A 20,016-nucleotide genomic window follows, 5' to 3' on the forward strand; every position below is an offset into this window, starting at 1 on the left:
GTCCGGGTTCAGCCAACCGTACGGACCCCTCGTGCGTCGAACCTCCGTGAGAACACTCGGGCTCCTCGTCGCGGCCTTCCTGCTCGCGAGCTGCTCGGACGCCGCCACCCCGACGCCCGCACCCCCTTCGTCGCCGAGCCCGTCGCCCCGACCGACGCTGGCCGGCCTCCCGACCGGAGCACCGCCGCGGATCGGGTACGTCGACCACCAGGCGTACGCCGAGTCCGGTGGCCGCCGTACGCCGTTGCCCCGCCGGCTCGGCGTGAGCGGGATCGTGCCGTACGCCGGCGGCTTCCTCGTCTCGGACACCCTGTTCTTCGAGGGCACGGTGGGACTCGCCGTCGTCCGCGAGGGCAGGGTCGTCGAGACCCACTGCTCGGCCGGCGTGCCGACGCGGTCCGACGGCTGGGTCACCTGGCTGGTCGCCTCCTGCCCGGAGTCGGCCGACTTCATCACGGCGGAGCTCCACCGGGCCCGCCCCGACGGCAGCGAGGAGACGGTGCGGGAGATCCCGCCCCGACGCGTGCCGGACGTCACCGCCAACCCGGAGACGGTGCCGGTGACCGCCCTGCCGCGCCGGTGGTACGTCACCGCCAGTGCTCGCGAGGACGGGCGCCACGTGCTGGCCGTGGTCGTCCAGGGCCGGTGGTCGGCGATCGTCCGCATCGGGCCGCGCGGCGCCCTGGAGAGGGCGACCCCGGTCGAGTGGTTCGACCCAAACCTCCCTGCCTACGCCCTCGGGCCCGGCCGCTGAGCGAGGATTGCAACCTTCCGCCATCCGACCGCGTCTCGGGAGTGTGCTGATGACGGGGACAGGAGTGACGATGACGGACCGGATGCGCGCAGCGGCACCAAGGTAGGCGGCCTCGACGACAGCTCGGTCTCGGTCCAGCGGGTCAGCCCCGACGGGCCAGCGGAGACCGTGCTCGACAGCTTCCACACCGACGACCCGACGCTCGGCGTACCCGTCCAGCTGCCGCTCGGCTGACACCTTTTCGTAGCCGAAAGTCGGGGGCATCCGGACGCCGGACGTCGGTAGAGTCGCGAACCGTGTTCGCCTTCCTTGGTCGTCTCGCGTCCCGTCGTCCGTGGTTCGTCATCCTGGGGTGGGTGGTCTTCGCCGCGCTGGTGATCGCCTTCGCGCCCAAGCTCACCGCGACCCAGGACCAGTCCGACTTCCTGCCCAAGCACTACGAGTCGATCCAGGCTGCCAACCTGCAGGAGGACGCCTTCCCGGACCAGACCCAGGTGAGCGCGATCATCGTGTTCAGCCGCGAGGACGGGAAGGCGCTCACCGACGCGGACAGCGCGGAGATCGAGAAGGTCGTCAACGGCCTCAACGGCCACCTCGCCCCCGCGTTCGTCGGCGCCCAGGCCCAGCCGCCGTCCGACAACAAGCTCGTGCAGATCGCGGGCGTCGGCCTGGCCGAGGACGCCACCGGGTTCGACACGCAGTCGATGGACGCGGTCGAGGACCTGCGCACCGATCTCTCCAAGGCGATGGCCGGATCGGACGTGACGTACGGCGTCACCGGTGGTGCCGCGCAGAGCCTGGACTCGCAGGACGCGTCCAACCAGGCGCTGGAGATCGTCGGGATCGCGACGATCCTGCTCATCGTCGTGCTGCTGTCGATCATCTTCCGCAGCGTCATCATCGCCCTGCTGCCGATCGTGGTCGTCGGCCTGATCTCGCAGGTCGCCACCGGCCTGATCGCGACCGCCAACAAGGTCTTCGACCTCAAGGCCGACAGCTCGATCCAGGTGATCCTGGTCGTGGTGCTGTTCGGCATCGGCACCGACTACATCCTCTTCTTCCTCTTCCGCTACCGCGAGCGGCTGCGCCAGGGCGAGGAGACCCGGCTCGCCGTGGCGCACGCCCTCGAGCGCGCCGGCGAGGCGATCGCCTCGGCCGGCGGGGCGGTCATCGTCGCCTTCATGGCCCTCGTCCTCTCGTCGCTCGGCATCTTCCGCTCGATCGGACCGGCGCTGGCGATCGCCGTGGCGGTCACCCTGGTGGCGGCCCTGACCCTGGTGCCGGCGATCGCCGCGGTCCTCGGCAAGGCGTTGTTCTGGCCCTACAAGGGCTGGCGCAAGGAGCCGAAGTCGGCTCGCTTCGAGGCTCTCGGGGCGTCGCTCGGCCGGCACCCGGTGCGGTACGCCGTCGTGTCGGGCGGCGTGATGCTGGTGCTCGCCGTCTTCGCGCTCGGCTTCAAGCCGACCTTCGACCTGTCCGACACGGGCACCCCCAAGACCGCCGAGTCCGTGGTCGCCCTCAAGACGCTCGAGAAGGGCCTGCCCGCCGGTGCGACCGACCCGACGACCGTGTTCGTGCACTCGACCACCGGCGACAAGCTCGACGAGGCCGCGCTCACGACGTACGGCGCGGCGCTGGGCAAGGCCGACGGCGTCGCACTGGTCGCCCCCGCGGAGCTGTCGAAGGACGGCCTGACGGCGAGCTTCAGCGTCTACCTCAAGAACGACCCCGGATCGGACGAGGCGATCGCCGCCGTGAAGGGCCCGATCCGGAGCGCCGCCCACGCCGCGGCACCTGACGGGACCGAGGCCCTCGTCGGTGGTACGACGTCGGTCTTCGTGGACTTCCAGAAGGCGATGAACCGCGACTACTCCGTCGTCTTCCCGGTCGCGGCCATCCTCATCCTGATCATCCTGGCGTTGCTGCTCCGCAGCCTGGTGGCGCCGCTCTACCTGATGGCGTCCGTGGGGCTGGGCTTCGGCGCGACGCTCGGAGCCGCGGTGCTCGTCTTCCAGCACATCGGCGGGCGCGACGGCCTGATCTTCCTGCTGCCGATCTACATCTACCTGTTCGTGGTCGCGCTCGGCACCGACTACAACATCCTGATGATCGCGCGACTACGCGAGGAGGCCCGCGAGGGCAAGAGCTCGCGCGACGCAGCGGCGCAGGCGGTCAAGCACGCCGGACCCACGATCGCGGCAGCCGGGCTGATCCTCGCCGGCACGTTCGCGTCGCTGATGCTGGGCGGCAACTCGCTGCTGGTCTCGATGGGCTTCGCGATCTCCTTCGGCATCTTCGTCGCAGCCTTCGTGATGTCGATGTTCTTCACCCCGTCCCTGACCGCGCTGATCGGGCACGCCGCCTGGTGGCCGGGGCACGGGGACGAGAAGGCACCACACGCCCACGCGGACGTGCCGGCCGAGGACGCGCCGACGCCTTAGCTCAGACCAGGACGGTCGTGATCGGCTGCGAGGAGTCGGCGGGGAGGTCGAGGGCGGACGGCGTACGCCCGCGGGCGACCATCTCGGCACCCAGGGCGGCCACCATCGCGCCGTTGTCGGTGCACAGGCCGGGGCGTGGGATCCGCACCCGGATGCCCTGGGCGGCGGCGCGCTCCTCGGCCATCGCGCGGAGCCGTGAGTTCGCGGCGACGCCCCCGCCGATGAGGATGTCCTCGATGCCCTCGCTGGTGGCGGCGTCGATCGCCTTGCGGGTGAGGACGTCGCAGACGGCCTCCTGGAAGGAGGCGGCGACGTCGGCGACCGGCACCGGCTCCCCCGACCGCTCGCGGGCCTCGACCCAGCGCGCGACGGCGGTCTTGAGACCGGAGAACGAGTAGTCGAAGCGGTGCCGCTCCAGGTCGCGACGGGCCGTGAGCCCGCGCGGGAAGTCGATGTAGACGCTGTCGCCCTCGCGGGCCACCCGGTCGATGTGCGGGCCGCCCGGGAACGGCAGCCCCAGCAGCCGCGCCACCTTGTCGAAGGCCTCGCCGGCGGCGTCGTCGATCGTGGCGCCCATCGGGTCGACGCCGACGGTCACGTCCTCGACGCGCAGCAGGCTGGAGTGGCCGCCGCTGACGAGCATCGCCAGGCAGGGCTCCGGCAGCGGCCCGTGCTCGAGCTGGTCGACCGCGACGTGGGCGGCGAGGTGGTTGACGCCGTAGATCGGCTTGCCGAGGCCGACGGCGAGCGCCTTGGCGGCAGCGACACCCACCATCAGCGCCCCGGCCAGCCCGGGCCCGCTCGTGACCGCGATCGCGTCGACGTCGGAGAGCCGGATCCCCGCGGTCTCGCAGGCCCGCTCGATGGTCGGCACCATCGCCTCGAGGTGGGCCCGGCTGGCCACCTCCGGCACCACCCCGCCGAAGCGCGCGTGCTCGTCGACGCTGCTGGCGATCGCGTCCGCGAGCAGGGTCTGGCCGCGGACGATCCCGACACCGGTCTCGTCGCACGAGGTCTCGATCCCGAGGATCAGCGGTTCACTGCTCACGGTTCCTCACAGGGGTCATTGTGCCGACCGCGCGTACGCCGTGGGCGTGACCCCCAGCAGACGGCGGAAGTGACGGGTCAGGTGCGCCTGGTCGTGGAACCCCACCTCGACCGCGACGTCGGCCGCCCGCTCCCCCGCCAGCAGCATCCGGCGGGCCCGGTCGAGGCGGCGGCCGGTGAGGTAGCGGTGCGGCGGGATCCCGAACTCGGCACCGAAGGCCCGCACCAGGTGGGTCGGGTGCACCCCGAGCGCACGGGCGGCCACCGGCAGCGAGAGCCCGTCCACCACAGCCGCGTCGAGGAGCTCCCGCAGGCGGTGCGCCACCCGCGGATCGCGTGGTACGGCGTCGGGCGCGCTCGCCCCCGCCAACCGCTGCCGGAGGGAGTCGGCGACCACCTCGAGGCGCACCTCGGCCTCCAGCTGGTCACCCGGGTGCTCGAGCGCGCCGAGCAGCAGGTCGACCTCGCTCCGCAGCCCGGGGTCGACCCAGCCGGGATGGTCGACGGCGGCGCCGATCAGGTCCGCTCCGATGACGTGCTCGTCGAGGTAGACCACGCGCTTGCGGAAGCCGGTGGCCTCGACCGACCGACCGTCGTGCGCGACGTGCGGCGGCAGCAGCGTCACCCGGTCCCCGAGCGCGCCGTGCTGGTGGCGGTCGAGGTCGTAGCGGACCGTGCCGGTGTCGACGAGCAGCAGGGTCCAGGTGCCGTGCGTGTGCGACGGGTAGGCGTGCTCCGGGAAGTGCGCGTGCAGCACCTCGGACACCCCGGCGACCCGTGGGCGCCAGGCCCGGATCGTCGGACTCGGCGGCATGTCAGGAACGTACAAGACCTGTCCGCACGGCGTCGGCCACGCTCGCGCCATGGCGTTCGACACCAAGATCACGGTGCTGCTCCGCGACGACCTCGAGATGTGGCAACGGCTCAACGCGACGGCGTTCCTGGTGAGCGGCGTGACCGCGGCGTACCCCCAGCTGGTGGGTGAGCCGTACGCCGACGCGGACGGCACGGCGTACTTCGCGATGCTCGGGCAGCCGGTGCTGGTCTTCCAGGGAGACGCGGCCACCCTGCGGGCCGCGCACGAGCGGGCGGTACGGCGCGGCGAGACCGTCGGCGTCTTCACGAGCGACCTCTTCCGGACCGGCAACGACGACGACAACCGCGCCGCGGTGGCCGCCGTCGGTCGCGACGACCTCGACCTGGTCGGGCTCGCCGTGCACGCGCCGCGCAACGCCGTCGACAAGATCCTCAAGGGCGCCCGCCTGCACCCGTGACGGTCGTCGCACGGCCCTTCACAACTCCCGGGGAGCGACATAGGTTGACGTGGTCAACCTTCACCTCGACGACCTCGGAGAACACATGCGCATCTCGGGACGCACCGGCCTGCCGGTGCTCGTCGCGACCACCGTCGCGCTCGCCGTCCTCGCCGGAGGCTCCGCCCCCACCTGGGCCGCCCCCGTCGACGACTCGACCCTCACCCCGAAGACCCAGTTCACGATGAGCGTGAACCCGTACGACGGTACCGTCGCCGCGCCCGCGTCGGGCGCGGACATCCCCAACATCGACTCCGTGAAGTCGACGATCCGGACGTACTACAACGCCGCGAAGGACGCCGGCACCGGGCTGTGGGTGTCCAACAAGACCACCTCGCCGTACATCACCGAGCTCGGCGGCATCCAGCAGGGCATCCTGGCCGACCTGCCGGCGACCGCGCCCGCCGACAGCGCCGTCGTCTTCGACGTCGACGCGACGCTGCTCTCGGACTTCGACTTCGAGGAGGCCACCCACTACAACTACGACAGCACGGTCGCGGACCAGTGGGTCGCCGACCACCGCTACCCCGCGGTGGCAGGGATGCCGGCGTTGGTGCGCACGCTCGAGGCGCGCGGGTACGACGTCTACGGCGTCACCGGCCGGCCGTTCGCCCAGGAGGACGACACCGTCGCCAACCTCACCGAGCAGGGCTACACGACCGCCGGCAGCACGCCGATCTTCGACAACGCCAACCTCTTCACCAAGGAGGACCCGGCGGTGGGGACGGTCGACTGCACCACCGACGGCAACCCGGCGTCGTGCTCCACGGTGGAGCGCAAGGCGGCCGCCCGGTCGCACATCGAGAGCGGCGGCGACAACATCGTCCTCAACGTCGGCGACCAGTGGAGCGACCTGATGGGCGGCTTCGCCGTCGACACGGTCAAGCTCCCGAACCCGACGTACTTCCTGGCCAGCCCGGACATCGCCGGCGCACCGTCCGACGACGCGCTGATGAAGCCGCCGACGGCGTACACGATGAAGCCCGACGGCTCCAGCGGCACCACGGTCGCGAGCGGCGACGCCATCCCCAACCTGGATCCCCTCCGCAAGGAGATCCGCGCGTACTACAACGCCCCTGCGGGGCTGGCCAACCGGTCCAGCTCCAGCTACATCACCGAGCTCGCCGGGCTGCAGGACTCGTGGGGAGCCAAGGTCGAGCAGGCCTGTGAGAACGGGACCGCCGCGATCAAGGCCGCCAAGGCCCGGATCGCCGCGACCGAGTCCGACCTGGCCCAGGCGAAGAAGCAGCTCGCCCACGCCAAGACGAAGAAGGCCAAGGCGAAGGCCCGCAAGGAGGTCAAGCGACTCCAGGCCAAGCTGCGGACGCTGAAGGTGCCCGGTAAGCCGGCGGCCGTCTTCGACGCCGACGACACGACGCTGTGGACCTACGACATGGAGGACAAGGCGATGGGCTTCAACTTCGACCCCGCCCTCCAGGACACCTGGGTGCAGGACGAGCGCTTCGCGGCCGTGCCCGGCATGCCGGAGCTCGTCGCCGACGTCGCGGACGCCGGGTGCACGGTCTTCGGCCTGACCGGTCGCAGCAACAGCCAGAAGTACGCCACGCTGGGCAACCTGGCCAAGGTCGGCTACTCCGACTTCCGGGCCAACCGCTACTTCACCAAGTGGAACAGCGGCGCCCAGCCGCCGGCGTACATCGACTGCGGCTCGGACAACACGTGCTCGACGATCGAGTACAAGTCGCAGACCCGCAAGCACATCGAGGCCGGGGGCTACAAGATCGTCGGCAACTTCGGGGACCAGTTCTCGGACCTGATCGGCGGGTACGCCAACCGGGTCTTCAAGCTGCCGAACCCGACGTACTACCTGCCGTGACCGGATGCGCCGCAGCCTCGACCGAGGCTGCGGCGCATCACCACGGCGGTGGTGCCGTCGCGGTAGTAGCCGCGGCGCCGGTGCACCTCGACGAAGTCGCGGGCCGCATAGAACGCGATGGCCCCGGCGTTGTCCTCGCGCACCTCGAGCAGCAGCCGGTCCGCGCCACCCGACCTCGCCGCATCGACGACGGCGTCGAGGAGCTCGGACGCTACGCCCGTACGCCGGTGCGCGGGGTCGACCGCGATCCGCTGGAGCTCGGCGATGTCGGCGACGACGCTCGCGGTGGCGTGCCCGACGACGGTGCCGTCCACCTCGGCGACCAGGTAGCTGATCGTCGGCAGGTTGCCGACGACGCCCTCGCGCACCAGGCCCTCCGACCAGGCGTCGACGCCCAGGTTGTCGGCCTCGAGGTCGGCGATGGCGGACACGTCTGCCGCGGTCGCGGGCCGGACCGTCACGAGACGGGCTTGGCCGCGTGCGCGGCGACCGCGTCGGGACGGCGCAGGTAGAGGGGCTCGGGGTCGCTCAGCTCGGCCCGCTCCTCGGCCACGCAGCGGGCGAGCCACCCGGCGCTGGGGACCTCCTGGCCGACGCGGCGCGGGAAGGCGTCGGGGTAGAGCACGGCACCCTGACCAACGACCGGGAGGTCGGTCGCGAGGACGGCCGGCTTGTCGACGAGCGGGCCGTCGAGACGGGCACCGCCCGCGTCGTACCGCGCGAAGTAGACCTCCTTGCGGCGCGCGTCGGTCGCGACCACGAACTCCTCAGCGACCGCGCCGGTGTCGGCGGCCTCGACCGCGAGGGCGTCGAGCGAGCAGACGCCGTACACGGGGATGTCGAGCACGAAGCCCAGCGTGCGCGCGGTGACGAGGCCGACCCGGAGGCCGGTGAACGGGCCCGGTCCGATGCCGACCGCGATCGCGGTGAGGTCCTGGCGGACGATGCCCGCCGTCGTCATCGCCCGGTCGATCAGGGGCGCGAGCTGCTCGGCGTGCTTCATCGGCCGTTCGGAGACGTGCTCGGCGACCACGCCGTCGCCGTCGGCGTCGTAGAGGGCCACGGAGACGAGGGGCGAGGCGGTGTCGAAGGCGAGCAGCACGCCCTGAATCTAACCCGTTGCCGAACCCTTGCCGTCCTGTGGACGTCGTGTGGCCCGGACGTGGAGATCGCCGCCCTAGTGTTCTGGATGTAGCACCGGTTGGCGCGGAACGTGGGGATCCGCGGGCTCTGGGGGGAGTGCCTCGGCCGGTTCCGGAGGACCCGTTCCGCGCGCTTGGCTTCGGCCCTGAAGGCGGACGGGTCTTCTGCTATTTCCGGGTCCGTGCGCTCACTCGTCGACGACGTCGGTCGTCGCGAAGCCGTGCTCGATCGCCCAGGCCACCGCCCGGGAGCGGGTGGCGACGCCGATCTTGCGGTAGACCGACCGGATCACGGTCTTGACCGTGTTGATGCTGAGGTAGAGCTCGGCGGCGATCTCCTCGTTGGAGCGCCCGCGGACGATCAGGCCGAGGACCTCCAGCTCGCGCGGCGAGAGGTTGACGCCCCGGCCGAGCTGACGGCGCCGGTCGGCCTGGTTGTCGAGGTCCGCCTGGGACCCGTCCTCGAGGTGTCCCGCGGCGAAGGCCTCGATCACCTCGACCAGCTCTTCGGCGTCGATGCCGAGCGACACCGACGCCACCGCCCCGATGCCGAGCGCCCGGGCGGCCAGGCCCGGCTGCAGCTCGCGGGACAGCGCCAGCACCCGGCCGGGGTGCGCCTTCACGGCCGTCTCCAGGCCCTTGACGTCTCCCTGGTGGAGCCCCAGCACGTCGTACAGCACGACCTGCGCGTCGCCGAGGTCGGACTCGGGCCCGATGTCGACGACGGTCACGCGGTCGTCGTACGGCGCCAGCAGGCTGCGGACACCCGCCCGCACGATGGACTGGTCGGAGATCAGCCCCACGCGGATGACGTGGGGCGAGCTGGCCGGGGACGGCATCAGCATCACCTCGCGGGCTCGATCGGGTCGGTCTCCTTGTCGATTTCCCGGCCGACGCGGCGCCGAAACGCGATCTAGCCCACCCCTGGGGGTGAGCCGAACTACTCCACCCGGTTGCCGTCCTCGTCCCAGTGCTCGGCGACCTTCTTGCTCGGCTGCACCCGCGGCGGCTCGCCCGGCATCTTCGGGTAGTCGGGCGGGAAGTTGAGCTCCCCACCCGGGAGCTCCTCCCACAGCGCGAGCAGCGGCTCGAGCGAGTGCGCGGTGTCGTCGATGGTCGCCCAGGGGTCGCCGTCCTGCACGCGGTCGGGCACGGTGAAGAGGTTGTAGACGCGTGGGTCGGTGATCCCCGCCAGCTCGTCCCAGGTCACAGGTGTGGACACCGGCGCGCCGGGCAGCGGCCGGACGGAGTAGGCCGAGGCGATGGTCCGGTCGCGGTTGTTCTGGTTGAAGTCGACGAAGATCCGCTCGCCGCGCTCCTCCTTCCACCACTCGACCGTCACGCCGTCGTCGCGACGGGCCAGCTCGCGGCCGAAGCCGATGGCGGCGTGCCGCAGGTCGGTGAACTCCCACTCCGGCTTGATCCGCACGAAGATGTGGACGCCGCGGTTGCCGGAGGTCTTCGGGTAGCCGGTGATGCCGAGCTCCTCGAGCAGCTCCCGCGCGACGCCGGCCACGCGTACGGCGTCGCCGAACGTGGTGCCCGGCTGCGGGTCGAGATCGATCCGCAGCTCGTCGGGGTGGTCGACATCGGCCCGGCGTACGGGCCAGGGATGGAAGACCAGGGTGCCCATGTGCGCACACCAGACCGGGACCGCGATCTCGGTGGGGCAGATCTCCTCGGCCTTGCGGCCCGAGGGGAAGGTGATCTCGACGGTCTCGAGGTAGTCGGGCGCGCCCTTGGGCACGCGCTTCTGGTAGAACGCGTCGGCGTCCTTGTCCTGCGGGCCGGTCGCCAGCTTCATCCCGGGGCGTACGCCGGACGTCCAGCGCTCCAGGGCCGTCGGCCGGTCGCGCAGTGCCCGCATCAGCCCGTCGTCGACGCTGGCGAAGTACTCCGCCACCATCAACTTGGTGACCTCCGGCGTCGTGTCGGTCGCCTCGAAGATCACCCGGTCCGGGCTCGAGACGCGGACGGCGCGCCCTCCGGCATCGACCTCGGCAGCGGGAGTCTTCGGCATGGACCCACGCTAGCCGGGTCAGAGCAGCGAGTTGGGCTCGAACCTCGGGCGCTTGTCCAGGTCGTCCTTCGCCGGGCGGACGAACTCGAACCCGGCCGTGGTCACCACCTGGGTGGAGCCGTCCACCACGCCGTGCGCGCAGTCGACGTGCATCGGCGGGAGGTGGAAGGCGTTGCGGCCGACCTCCTCCGCCGTGCCGACGAACGCGATCGGGCGGCCCAGCGGACGGGCGCACGCCCCGCAGATCCGGCTGAGCGCGCACTGCGTGACCCACGCGCGGTCCGTGGTCCGGGTGCTCACGTCCGCGATCATGCCGTCTGCTTCCGGTAGTAGGCGCCGGTCTCCGTACGACGCGTCGGCCGCTCGGCGTCGGTACGCCGGCCGCGATCGATCGACGGCGACGGCGGCTCCGGCTTGTCGGAGGACGTCATCGAGTTCGGCAGCGACAGCTTCATGATCGTGCGCAGCGCCTGGCCGTACTGGTTGTGCAGCGGGCCGGTCGTGTACGGGATGTCGTACTTCTCGCACAGCGCCCGCACCTTGACCGCGATCTCCGGGTAGCGGTTGCTCGGGAGGTCCGGGAAGAGGTGGTGCTCGATCTGGAAGCCGAGGCTGCCGGACAGGATGTGCAGCAACCGGCCGCCCTCGAAGTTGGCCGAGCCGAGCATCTGGCGCAGGTACCACTCGGCGCGGGTCTCGTCCTCGAGCTCCTCCTCCGTGAAGTGCAGCGCACCGTCGGGGAAGTGGCCGCAGAAGATGATCATGTAGGACCACAGGTTGCGCGCCAGGTTGGCCGTGGCGTTGGCCTTCAGCGTCGACTTCCACTGCTTGCCGCTGAGCGCCGGGTAGACGAGGTAGTCCTTGATGACCTGGTTGCGGCCCTTGCGCCCGATCTGGCGCAGCTGCCGCTTCATCTCGACCGGGTCCTTCTTGCCCTTGCGGATCGCCTCGAGGTCGAGGTCGTGCAGCGCGACGCCCCACTGGAAGAGCCCGGCGAGCAGCGCGTTGTAGACGGGCTGGCCGAGGTAGTAGGGGTGCCACTTCTGCTCGCGGGCCATCCGGAGCACGCCGTACCCGATGTCGTTGTCGTGCCCGAGCACGTTGGTGAACTGGTGGTGCACGTAGTTGTGCGAGTGCTTCCACTGCTCGGCCGGCTGGGCGGTGTCCCACTCCCAGTTGGAGGAGTGGATCTCGGGGTCGTTCATCCAGTCCCACTGGCCGTGCATGACGTTGTGGCCGATCTCCATGTTCTCGAGGATCTTGGCCACGCCGAGCAGGCTCGCGCCGGCGATCCAGGCGGGGGTGCGGGTCTTCTTCGAGTGCAGGCCGGCGAGCAGCGTGGCCCTGCCGGCGGCGGCGAGGCCGCGCTGCACCCGGATCATCCGGTTGATGTACGCCGCGTCCGCGTCGCACCGTGACTCCTCCACCTCGGCGCGGATGGCGTCGAGCTCGCGACCGAGCTGCTCGACCTCCTCCTCGGTGAGGTGGGTGTACTCCTTGACGTCTGCAATAGCCATGTCAGCTCCTAGATGTCGAGGGTGCAGGCGCCGACCGGGACGGTCACGCAGGTCTGCACCTGTTCGTTGGGCTGGGCGAACTCGTTGCCGTTGCGCAGGTCGCGGACCGTGCCCGAGACCAGCGTCAGCGTGCAGGTGTGGCAGATGCCCATCCGGCAGCCGTAGGGCATGCCGACACCGGCCGCCTCGCCTGCCTCGAGGACGGTGGTGGCGCCGTCGACCTCGGCGGTCTTGCCCGTGGTCTGGAAGGTGATCGTGCCGCCCTCGCCGCCGTCGCCGCCGAGCTCGAGCGAGAACCGCTCGAGGTGCAGCCGCTCGTCGAGGCCGGCCCGCTCCCAGTGGGTCTCGACGGCGTCCAGCATCGGCGCGGGGCCACAGGCCCAGGTCTCCCGCTCCCGCCAGTCGACGCAGAGGCCGTCGAGTCCGCTCAGCGAGAGCATCCCCTCGGTGTCGGTGTGCAGCCGGTGCACGGTCAGCGACTCGTGCCGGCTCTCGAGCTCGGCCAGCTCGTCGCGGAAGATCATCCGCTCCGCCGTCGGCGACGAGTAGTGCAGGACGACGTCGGGCATCGTCTGACGACGGTCCAGCGTGCGGAGCATCGCCATCACCGGCGTGATGCCGCTGCCGCCCACCAGGAAGAGCATCTTCGCCGGAGGAGGGTCCGGGAGCACGAAGTCGCCGCTCGGCGACGCGAGCCGGACGATGGTGCCGGGCTCGAGACCGTTGACCAGGTGCGCGGACAGCTTGCCCTCCGGCATCGCGCGGACGGTGATCGAGATGGTGCGGCCGCGGCGGCGCGGGGGCGAGCTCACGGAGTAGGAACGCCACTGGAACTTGCCGTCGACCTGCACGCCGATCCCGACGTACTGGCCGGCGCGGTGGTCGTAGCGCCAGCCCCAGCCGGGCCGGATCACCAGGGTGGCGGCGTCGTCGGTCTCGGGGATGACCTCCTCGACCCGCCCGCGCAGCTCGCGCTCGCTCCACAGCGGGTTGAGCAGTCGCAGGTAGTCGTCGGGGTGCAGCGGCGTCGTCAGCTTGTTGCCGGCGGTCCGCACGCCTCCCCAGGTCAGGGTTCGTGGGGTCACCCGAGAAAGTGCAACACTCGTTTACACCATGTGTCAACCTTTCTCGTCAGGCTTTGCCGACCGACTAGAATTCAGACATGGCCTACAACGTGGACAAGACCGACGAGGAGTGGCGCGAGGAGCTCTCGCCGGAGGAGTACGCCGTGCTGCGCCAGGCCGGCACGGAGCGCGCGTTCGTCGGTGAGTACACCGACACCGAGACCAAGGGCATCTACTCCTGCAAGGCCTGCCACGCCAAGCTCTTCGAGTCGGACACCAAGTTCCACTCGGGCTGCGGCTGGCCGTCGTTCTACCAGCCGATCACGGACACGCTCGAGTACATCGAGGACGTCTCCCACGGCATGAAGCGGGTTGAGGTCCGCTGCGCCAACTGCGGCTCGCACCTCGGTCACGTCTTCCCCGACGGCTACGGCACCCCCACCGGCGACCGCTACTGCATCAACTCGATCAGCCTGACGCTGGAGCCCGCGCAGCAGTAGGCATCGCGTCGACCGTCCGTCGGCTGGGGTCTGGGTCGGCGTCGCCTCCCGGCTCTCGGTCGCCGCCACCCGACTGTCAGTGGCATGCAGGTCCGCTCGGGTCGGTCGCCGATAGGCAGTTACGCGGGTACGGCGGGCGGGTGGTGGCGGTCGGCGCCCGGTTCACAGGCCGTCGGCTCGGCTGAGGATGAAGCTCTACGATCGTGATCTCTTCGTTATCTGAATCCCTGTGGATAAGCCCTCCTGAGGCCTCTGACTGTCGGTGGCCAGTGCTTGGCTAGACCTATGACAGCGATGACCACACCCCACCACCAGGTGGCGACGGCGACCGCGCGCATGCGCGGTGTTGCCGACGCCGTGGTGGATGCGTCGGTGTGGTCCATGTCCTCTGGCGAAGCAGCGTCGACGCTGGTGGAGCTGACGCGGCTTGAGGCGCAGGTCGTCGAGCTCCGCGCCCGGGTCGCGCGACACGCGGACGAGCTGCAGGTCGGCACCGAGACCGGCGCGACGTCGACCGCGACCTGGCTCTCGCACCAGGCCCGGCTCACCCGGTCCGCCGCGGCGGGGGTGGTGCACCTCGGCTACGACCTGGACACCCACGACGTGGTCCGAGACGCCCTCGCCGCCGGCAACGTGCGCCCGGAGCAGGCGGTCGTGATCGTCCGGGCGGTGAAGGAGCTGCCCGAGGATCTGGACCCGGACCTGGTGATCCGGGCGGAACGTCATCTGGTGGATGCCGCTGCTGAGCATGACGCGAAGACGTTGCGGATCCTCGGCCGCCGGCTCCTCGAGGTGGTGGCACCCGACCTCGCCGACCAGCACGAGGCCGACCTCCTCGAGAAGGAGGAGGCCAAAGCAGCCCAAGCGATGCGGCTCACGATGACCGACGACGGCCACGGCAAGACCCACGCCAGGTTCACCCTCCCGACCGTGCAGGCGGCGATGCTCAAGAAGATGCTGCTCGCGATCGCCGCACCCAAGCACCAAGCCGCCACCCACGGCGCCCGGGTCGAACGCCGCCCAGGCCCGGAGCGGATGGGCCGTGCGTTCGCCGAGCTCATCGAACGCATCTCCGCCACGGACCTGCCCAAGGTCGGCGGCACCGACGCCACCATCGTCATCCACATCGACCTCGACGTGTTGACGGGCAAGCTGCAGAAGGCCGGCGTCCTCGATACCGGCGAACGCATCAGCCCCTCACAGGTCCGACGGCTCGCCTGCACCGCCCGGATCCTCCCCGTCGTCCTCAACGGCAAGAGCGAGGTCCTCGACGTCGGCCGCGCCAGACGGTTCTTCACCCGAGCCCAGCTCACCGCCCTGGGCATCAGGGACGGCGGCTGCGTCGCCGAGGGATGCGACTGGCCACCCTGGATGTGCCACGGACATCACTGGGAGCGATGGGCAGACGACGGCAACACCGACCTGACCAACGGCGGACTCCTCTGCCCCCGACACCACGCGAGAGCCCACGACCCGACCTACGAGACCACCCATCAACCCACCGGGAAGGTCAGCTTCCACCGACGCAACTAGCGTCGCCGGACGGCCGAGGTGCGCGCCGACGTACGGACGAGGGACTCGTAGCCGGCCCTGGTGGCCGTGACGCGCACGCTGATGCGCTTGCCTTGCTGGGCTCGTCGCAACGTCCAGCGCAGCGCCGTTGCGCCCGGGATCCTGTGGTCGGCGGCGTACCACTGCGCATGCAGCTGCGCGCCGGGGATCCCCGCGTCGCGGACGGCCAGGGTCCTGCCCACGATCGGGCGCCCGGCGATCCGCAGGCGACTCCCGTGCAGGTGTCCGCGGGCGACCACCTTCGCGGCCGACTGAACGGTCGAGGACGGGAAGTCCGAGGCGGAGACGGTCACCCGGAAGCTCAAGGACCGGCCGAGCAATGCCGCCGGGACCTGGTACGTCCCACCGGTGGCACCGGTGATGGGCTGACCGTCGGCCAGCCACTGGTAGGCCATCGCCTCCTCACCCGTCCAGAGCCCGGAGTCCGCCTCGACCGTCGCTCCCACTCGGGCGGCACCGGCCACCCGAGGTGCGACGAGGTTGGTCGGCGGCCCGCCGGTGCCGCAGGGTCCAGCACCGCTCTGCTGGCACGCCTGCGGCTGCGGGGCGATCTCCTCGATGTCGTCCGTGGCGCAGCTGCTCGGGTCGAGAGCGCTGAGGTCGACGAACGTGTCGCCCGCTGCGATCGTCGCGGTCTGGCTGAGCGCCTCGTCGACGAGACCGGGCGGCAGCGCTGCGTATCCCAGCACCCGGGAGGTGGACTGACCGGTGCAGACGGCGTACGACAGGAAGTCGACGAGGGTCTGCCTCTTGTGGGTGGTCATGCGCGAGTCGTCCGCGGCGGTCGGCACGATGGCGTACTCGTAGTGGGACAACGGGTAGGCCCGTGGGTCGGTCGAGCGGTAGACGTCGTCGAGAACCGGGGCGTGGTCGTCGTCCAGCCGGGCCTTCGTGAGGGCGACGCCGACGTTGTAGCCGGTCGGCGGCGCGTAGTAGCCGGCCGTGTTCTCGACGGCGGCGACCGGGTAGTCCGTGAAGAGCGGATACATGGTGTCGATGTAGCCGATCGCCCCGTTGCTCCCGGAGCTCTTGATCCGGTTCATCATCCCGTCCGCCCCAGCGATGGCGACGTCGGTGCCCGTCGGCCGGCCGCAGTGCAGCGGGAAGTACGCCGTCGGCTCGGCGAGACCGCCGTTGCAGGCCGCCCAGGTCCCCGGGAAGAGCTGGTTGAGGTAGTCGGTGAGGACCTCGGTCGTCCCCGACGCGTCCGAGCGCACCAGCGGCTGGATGGGCGTGTCCGGCAGGATGCGGCCGTTGTTGTCGGACGCGATCGCGGGGTCCGCCCAGCTGGTGATGGCACCCGTGAAGATGCCGGCGATCGTCTGCCCCGACAGGCGGAGGTTGCGCACCAGGTGTCCGTCGACCTCCAGGTGGTAGGAGAACGCCAGCCCCTCGCCGAGGAGCGGGACATAGGCGTAGTCACGCCCGCGAGAGGTGTCGTCGTCGCCACCCTCGTACGGGAGGTCGCTGACCCCGAAGTCGCTCGAACGGTACGAGAAGTCCTGACGCCCCTGGGTCGACCCGTTGGCGGTGTAGACGACCTGCATCCCCTGCTCGGCGACAGTGGCGACCCACTGGTTGACGATGTTCGCGGCCGAGGCCGAGCCCGACCCCTGGATCAGTGCATGGGTGCTGGCCGAGGCCGGGCTCGGAACCAGGACTCCTGAGAGGCCGACCGCCGTCAGCAGCGCGTACGTCGCCCGCCGTCCAGGTCGCAGCACCGTCGTCGTCCCCCGTCCCTGGTCGGTCGCCCGAGCGGCGCCGGCGGCAGCACCCTAATCGCGCCACCCGCTCTATGTGCACTAAACGACCGAAGAAACTCCATCTAGCCTGTGCCCGGCCCGGGTGTCGTCGGTCCCCTAGGGCAGGCGGTCGACCAGCTCGGCGATCGGGACCAGGGCGCCGGTGTAGAACGGCACCTCCTCGCGCACGTGGCGGCGAGCCTCGGAGCCGCGCAGGTGTCGCATCAGGTCGACGATCCGGTAGAGCTCGTCGGCCTCGAACGCGAGGATCCACTCATAGTCACCGAGCGAGAAGCTGGCGACCGTGTTGGCCCGGACGTCCTTGTAGTCGCGGGCCATCTTGCCGTGGTCGGCGAGCATCCGGCGGCGCTCGGAGTCCTCGAGGAGGTACCACTCGTAGGACCGCACGAACGGGTAGACGCTCACGTGCTTCTTCGCGTCCTCGTCGCTGAGGAAGGCGGGCACGTGGCTCTTGTTGAACTCGGCCGGGCGGTGCAGCGCCATCTGCGACCAGACCGGCGCGAGGCGACGCCCGAACGTCGTACGGCGGAAGCGGTTGTAGGCGTCCTGCAGCTCCTCGGAGGTGGTCGCGTGCCACCAGACCATCAGGTCGGCATCGGCCCGGATGCCGGAGACGTCGTACACGCCACGGATCACGACGTCGGCCTCGGCGAGCTCGGCGAAGAGCTTCTCGACCTCGGCGCCCTCGCTGGCACGGTCGGCGTCGCCGAGGGTGTCGTCGAGGCGGAAGACCGACCACATCGTGTAGCGGATGGTGTCGTTGATCTCGCGGGCCAGCTGTCCCTTGGTGCTCATGTCATCCATTGTGCCAACCGCCGGGACAGGTGCCCATGGCGGTGCCCGGGACGGCCGAACGCCCGGCGACCCTTGCGGGTCCCCGGGCGTCTGACCCCAACGGAGGGCTTACTTGGACTGGGTGTTCACCGTGATCGTGGCGATACCCACCAGCAGCCCAGGCTTGACGGCGTCGGTCTTGAACGTCTGGTTCAGCAGGGGTGCGGCGTCCTCGGAGATCTCGACCTTGGTGCCGGTCAGGATCGCGTTGCCGCCGTCGGTCTTGAGCGGCTCGAGGGTGCGGCCGTCGAGCTGGAAGAGGAACGCGTTCGTGACGGCGACCTTGCCGTTCACCGTCACGTCGCCGTAGACACGGGAGACGCCCGGGTCGACGTTGAAGTTCGTGAGCTCGACCTTGGTGCCGCCGGCGGTCAGCGACAGGCCGGAGCCCTCGTGCTGGATCTGGCCGATGACGTACGGCGAGACCTGGCCCGGCTTGAACACGGTCACGTTGCCGCCGGTGATCGGGAAGATCAGCGAGCCGTCCTCGAGCTTCGCGGTGCCGACGACACCCGGCGTGAGCTTGAGGCTGGTCAGGGCGTCGACGAAGCCCTGGTCGAGCTTGATGGCGGTCGTCTCACCCTGGAGGGAGTCGATCGAGGCCACCGGCTTGGGAGCCGCCTGCGAGGAGCTCGAGCTCGAGTCCGAGCCGGCGCTGTCGGAGCTGCTGCACGCGGCGAGCGGGGTGGCGACCAGCGCGGCGAGGGCGAACGCAGCGAGGGTGCGCTTGGCAGTGAAGTTCTTGGTGGTGCGCATGGGAAGCTTCTTCCGTTGGGAGTCTCGTTCTCTTGACGGAAGTGGTTCGCCACGGCTCCAGCATCGGATTGGACGGAAACCCAATGAATATTGGGCTTTCGGCAATCACCCCACGATGAGCGCACTCGCGGCCGCGTGAGCGGACGCGATCACGGCGGGGATGCCGACCCCGTCGTAGGCGGCGCCGCAGACGGCGAGACCGGGTACGGCGCCGACCGCCGAGCGGATCCGGGCGACCCGGTCGAGGTGCCCGACGGCGTACTGCGGGAGCCCCCCGCCCCAGCGCTGCACGTGGGTGTCGACGGGGGTTGCCGTCACGCCGACGGCGTCGTGCAGGTCGGCCAACGACCACGCGACCAGCTCGTCGTCGGAGGCCTGCAGGGCCGTCGCCTCGCCGTACCGACCGAGCGAGGTGCGGAGCAGGAGCAGGTCTCCCCCATCGGCAGCGCCGGCCGTGCGGACCCAGCCCCACTTGGCGAACGAGAAGGTCGACGCCTTGATCCGGCGGCGGTCGACGGGCGGCACCAGGAAGCCCGAGGAGTCGGTGGCCGCGAGCGCCGGCACCGACGACGCGGCGAGGGCGAGGGTCACGACCGCCATCGAGGCGTACTCGATCGCGCCGAGCTCGGTGGCCGCCGCCGGGGCGACCGAGGCGAGCAGCCGGGCCGACGGCGCCGCCGGGGTCGCGAGCACCACGGCGTCCGCCGCGATGACCTCCGGGGAGGTCGTCGGCCCGACGGTCACCGCGAAGCCGGTCGGCGTCCGGACCAGCTCGCGCACCGTCGCGCCGAGGCGTACGTCGAGCCCGCCGGCGAGCGCTTCCGGGAGCTTGGCCATGCCACCGGGGATGCCGGCGAAGACGGGCACGTCCACGACCGGCGGCGGCAGCACCGCGCCCTCGGCGAGGGCCACCATCTGCGGCACGGTGGCGCGCACGGACAGGCGCCGCGCGTCCCCGGCGTACACGCCACCGAGCAACGGCTCGACGAGACGGTCGGTGACCTCGGGGCCGAAGCGGCGGTCGACCAGGTCCCCGACGGACAGGTCCCCGTCGACCGGCGCGGGGGTCATCGCGCGGAAGCGGTCCAGCCCTTCCGGCGACAGCACCCCGGAGGCCGCGAGCTGGTCGGCGTCGAGCGGGACGCCCATCAGGGAGCGCGGCAGCGGCCGGAGCGCGTCGCGGGTCCAGATCCGCGACGAGGCGGTCGTCGGGTGCTCGATCGGGAGCCCGAGCGAGCGCGTCAGCCCGACCCCCTCGGGGCGGCGGTTGAGCATCGCCTCGGCGCCGACGTCGACGGTCACCCCGGCGACGGTGGCCCGCAGCAGCTTGCCGCCGACGCGGGTGGCCGACTCGAGGACGAGCACGTCGTGCCCGGCGGCGGCGAGGTCACGGGCGGCGGTCAGTCCGGCGACGCCGGCTCCGACCACCACGACCTTGCCCATGGATCAACCATGT

At 70.9% G+C, this 20,016-nt stretch carries 19 protein-coding genes; 6 read left to right on the top strand and 13 right to left on the bottom strand.

What is annotated here, in order from left to right:
- Positions 1–31 precede the first annotated feature (31 nt).
- Entirely contained in the window at positions 32–754 is a 723-nt protein-coding gene (locus ABEA34_RS06245; protein WP_345520345.1) for a hypothetical protein, read from the top strand.
- Between the two features lie 296 nt (positions 755–1,050).
- Positions 1,051–3,195 (top strand): MMPL family transporter, encoded by a 2,145-nt coding sequence (locus ABEA34_RS06250; protein ID WP_345520347.1) that lies wholly within the window; start codon positions 1,051–1,053, stop codon positions 3,193–3,195.
- A gap of 1 nt (position 3,196) precedes the next feature.
- Here the strand turns inward: ABEA34_RS06250 and tsaD are convergent, their stop codons facing one another.
- Both tsaD and ABEA34_RS06260 read right to left on the bottom strand, forming a co-directional pair.
- The gene (gene tsaD / locus ABEA34_RS06255; RefSeq protein WP_345520349.1) at positions 3,197–4,243 is read right to left on the bottom strand and encodes a tRNA (adenosine(37)-N6)-threonylcarbamoyltransferase complex transferase subunit TsaD; all 1,047 of its coding nucleotides are present in this window, start codon (positions 4,241–4,243) and stop codon (positions 3,197–3,199) included.
- 15 nt (positions 4,244–4,258) lie between these two features.
- Positions 4,259–5,056, bottom strand: a complete 798-nt coding sequence (locus ABEA34_RS06260) for a helix-turn-helix transcriptional regulator (RefSeq protein ID WP_345520351.1) — start codon at positions 5,054–5,056, stop codon at positions 4,259–4,261.
- Positions 5,057–5,105: 49 nt separating this feature from the next.
- On the opposite strand from ABEA34_RS06260, the gene ABEA34_RS06265 reads away from it, so the two are divergent.
- Both ABEA34_RS06265 and ABEA34_RS06270 read left to right on the top strand, forming a co-directional pair.
- Entirely contained in the window at positions 5,106–5,516 is a 411-nt protein-coding gene (locus ABEA34_RS06265; protein WP_345520352.1) for a DUF2000 family protein, read from the top strand.
- 85 nt (positions 5,517–5,601) lie between these two features.
- Positions 5,602–7,392, top strand: a complete 1,791-nt coding sequence (locus ABEA34_RS06270; RefSeq protein ID WP_345520354.1) for an HAD family acid phosphatase — start codon at positions 5,602–5,604, stop codon at positions 7,390–7,392.
- Here the strand turns inward: ABEA34_RS06270 and rimI are convergent.
- From rimI to ABEA34_RS06305, 7 genes are all read right to left on the bottom strand, one after another.
- Positions 7,380–7,853, bottom strand: a complete 474-nt coding sequence (rimI, locus tag ABEA34_RS06275) for a ribosomal protein S18-alanine N-acetyltransferase (protein ID WP_345520356.1) — start codon at positions 7,851–7,853, stop codon at positions 7,380–7,382. The genes ABEA34_RS06270 and rimI overlap by 13 nt on opposite strands.
- Complete coding sequence (gene tsaB, locus ABEA34_RS06280) at positions 7,850–8,494, bottom strand: tRNA (adenosine(37)-N6)-threonylcarbamoyltransferase complex dimerization subunit type 1 TsaB (protein ID WP_345520358.1); 645 nt, start codon at positions 8,492–8,494, stop codon at positions 7,850–7,852. Before tsaB ends, rimI begins: the two co-directional genes overlap by 4 nt.
- A gap of 228 nt (positions 8,495–8,722) precedes the next feature.
- Positions 8,723–9,373 carry a LuxR C-terminal-related transcriptional regulator gene (locus tag ABEA34_RS06285; RefSeq protein WP_345520360.1) on the bottom strand — a complete coding sequence of 217 codons (651 nt, stop codon included), beginning with the start codon at positions 9,371–9,373 and terminating at the stop codon, positions 8,723–8,725.
- A 101-nt stretch (positions 9,374–9,474) separates the two neighbouring features.
- Complete coding sequence (locus ABEA34_RS06290; protein ID WP_345520362.1) at positions 9,475–10,554, bottom strand: DNA polymerase domain-containing protein; 1,080 nt, start codon at positions 10,552–10,554, stop codon at positions 9,475–9,477.
- Between the two features lie 18 nt (positions 10,555–10,572).
- Positions 10,573–10,854, bottom strand: coding sequence for a hypothetical protein (locus tag ABEA34_RS06295; RefSeq protein WP_345520364.1), 282 nt, complete (start codon positions 10,852–10,854; stop codon positions 10,573–10,575).
- An 8-nt stretch (positions 10,855–10,862) separates the two neighbouring features.
- Complete coding sequence (locus ABEA34_RS06300; RefSeq protein WP_345520366.1) at positions 10,863–12,071, bottom strand: fatty acid desaturase family protein; 1,209 nt, start codon at positions 12,069–12,071, stop codon at positions 10,863–10,865.
- A gap of 8 nt (positions 12,072–12,079) precedes the next feature.
- Positions 12,080–13,156 (bottom strand): ferredoxin reductase, encoded by a 1,077-nt coding sequence (locus tag ABEA34_RS06305; protein ID WP_345520368.1) that lies wholly within the window; start codon positions 13,154–13,156, stop codon positions 12,080–12,082.
- Between the two features lie 77 nt (positions 13,157–13,233).
- On the opposite strand from ABEA34_RS06305, the gene msrB reads away from it, so the two are divergent.
- Positions 13,234–13,635, top strand: a complete 402-nt coding sequence (gene msrB, locus ABEA34_RS06310; protein WP_345520370.1) for a peptide-methionine (R)-S-oxide reductase MsrB — start codon at positions 13,234–13,236, stop codon at positions 13,633–13,635.
- A 285-nt stretch (positions 13,636–13,920) separates the two neighbouring features.
- Positions 13,921–15,168: an HNH endonuclease signature motif containing protein gene (locus ABEA34_RS06315; RefSeq protein WP_345520372.1), complete on the top strand. Its 1,248-nt coding sequence runs from the start codon at positions 13,921–13,923 to the stop codon at positions 15,166–15,168.
- Here ABEA34_RS06315 and ABEA34_RS06320 read toward each other — a convergent pair.
- From ABEA34_RS06320 to ABEA34_RS06335, 4 genes are all read right to left on the bottom strand, one after another.
- Positions 15,165–16,928, bottom strand: coding sequence for a substrate-binding domain-containing protein (locus ABEA34_RS06320; RefSeq protein ID WP_345520374.1), 1,764 nt, complete (start codon positions 16,926–16,928; stop codon positions 15,165–15,167). The genes ABEA34_RS06315 and ABEA34_RS06320 overlap by 4 nt on opposite strands.
- A 138-nt stretch (positions 16,929–17,066) precedes the next feature.
- Positions 17,067–17,774, bottom strand: a complete 708-nt coding sequence (gene hemQ / locus ABEA34_RS06325; protein ID WP_345520376.1) for a hydrogen peroxide-dependent heme synthase — start codon at positions 17,772–17,774, stop codon at positions 17,067–17,069.
- 99 nt (positions 17,775–17,873) lie between these two features.
- Positions 17,874–18,560 carry a hypothetical protein gene (locus ABEA34_RS06330; protein ID WP_345520378.1) on the bottom strand — a complete coding sequence of 229 codons (687 nt, stop codon included), beginning with the start codon at positions 18,558–18,560 and terminating at the stop codon, positions 17,874–17,876.
- 105 nt (positions 18,561–18,665) lie between these two features.
- Positions 18,666–20,003, bottom strand: coding sequence for a protoporphyrinogen/coproporphyrinogen oxidase (locus ABEA34_RS06335; RefSeq protein WP_345520380.1), 1,338 nt, complete (start codon positions 20,001–20,003; stop codon positions 18,666–18,668).
- Between the last annotated feature and the right edge of the window lie 13 nt (positions 20,004–20,016).

This window comes from Nocardioides conyzicola (assembly GCF_039543825.1).
Lineage (GTDB): Bacteria > Actinomycetota > Actinomycetes > Propionibacteriales > Nocardioidaceae > Nocardioides > Nocardioides conyzicola.

What these genes read in the sequence shown, in the direction of transcription:
- ABEA34_RS06260 (WP_345520351.1), bottom strand. Translation starts at nt 5,056, where the DNA reads ATGCCGCCGAGTCCGACGATCCGGGCCTGGCGCCCACGGGTCGCCGGG.
- ABEA34_RS06265 (WP_345520352.1), top strand. Translation starts at nt 5,106, where the DNA reads ATGGCGTTCGACACCAAGATCACGGTGCTGCTCCGCGACGACCTCGAG.
- ABEA34_RS06270 (WP_345520354.1), top strand. Translation starts at nt 5,602, where the DNA reads ATGCGCATCTCGGGACGCACCGGCCTGCCGGTGCTCGTCGCGACCACC.
- ABEA34_RS06285 (WP_345520360.1), bottom strand. Translation starts at nt 9,373, where the DNA reads ATGCCGTCCCCGGCCAGCTCGCCCCACGTCATCCGCGTGGGGCTGATC.
- ABEA34_RS06290 (WP_345520362.1), bottom strand. Translation starts at nt 10,554, where the DNA reads ATGCCGAAGACTCCCGCTGCCGAGGTCGATGCCGGAGGGCGCGCCGTC.
- ABEA34_RS06300 (WP_345520366.1), bottom strand. Translation starts at nt 12,071, where the DNA reads ATGGCTATTGCAGACGTCAAGGAGTACACCCACCTCACCGAGGAGGAG.
- msrB (WP_345520370.1), top strand. Translation starts at nt 13,234, where the DNA reads ATGGCCTACAACGTGGACAAGACCGACGAGGAGTGGCGCGAGGAGCTC.
- ABEA34_RS06315 (WP_345520372.1), top strand. Translation starts at nt 13,921, where the DNA reads ATGACAGCGATGACCACACCCCACCACCAGGTGGCGACGGCGACCGCG.
- hemQ (WP_345520376.1), bottom strand. Translation starts at nt 17,774, where the DNA reads ATGGATGACATGAGCACCAAGGGACAGCTGGCCCGCGAGATCAACGAC.
- ABEA34_RS06330 (WP_345520378.1), bottom strand. Translation starts at nt 18,560, where the DNA reads ATGCGCACCACCAAGAACTTCACTGCCAAGCGCACCCTCGCTGCGTTC.
- ABEA34_RS06335 (WP_345520380.1), bottom strand. Translation starts at nt 20,003, where the DNA reads ATGGGCAAGGTCGTGGTGGTCGGAGCCGGCGTCGCCGGACTGACCGCC.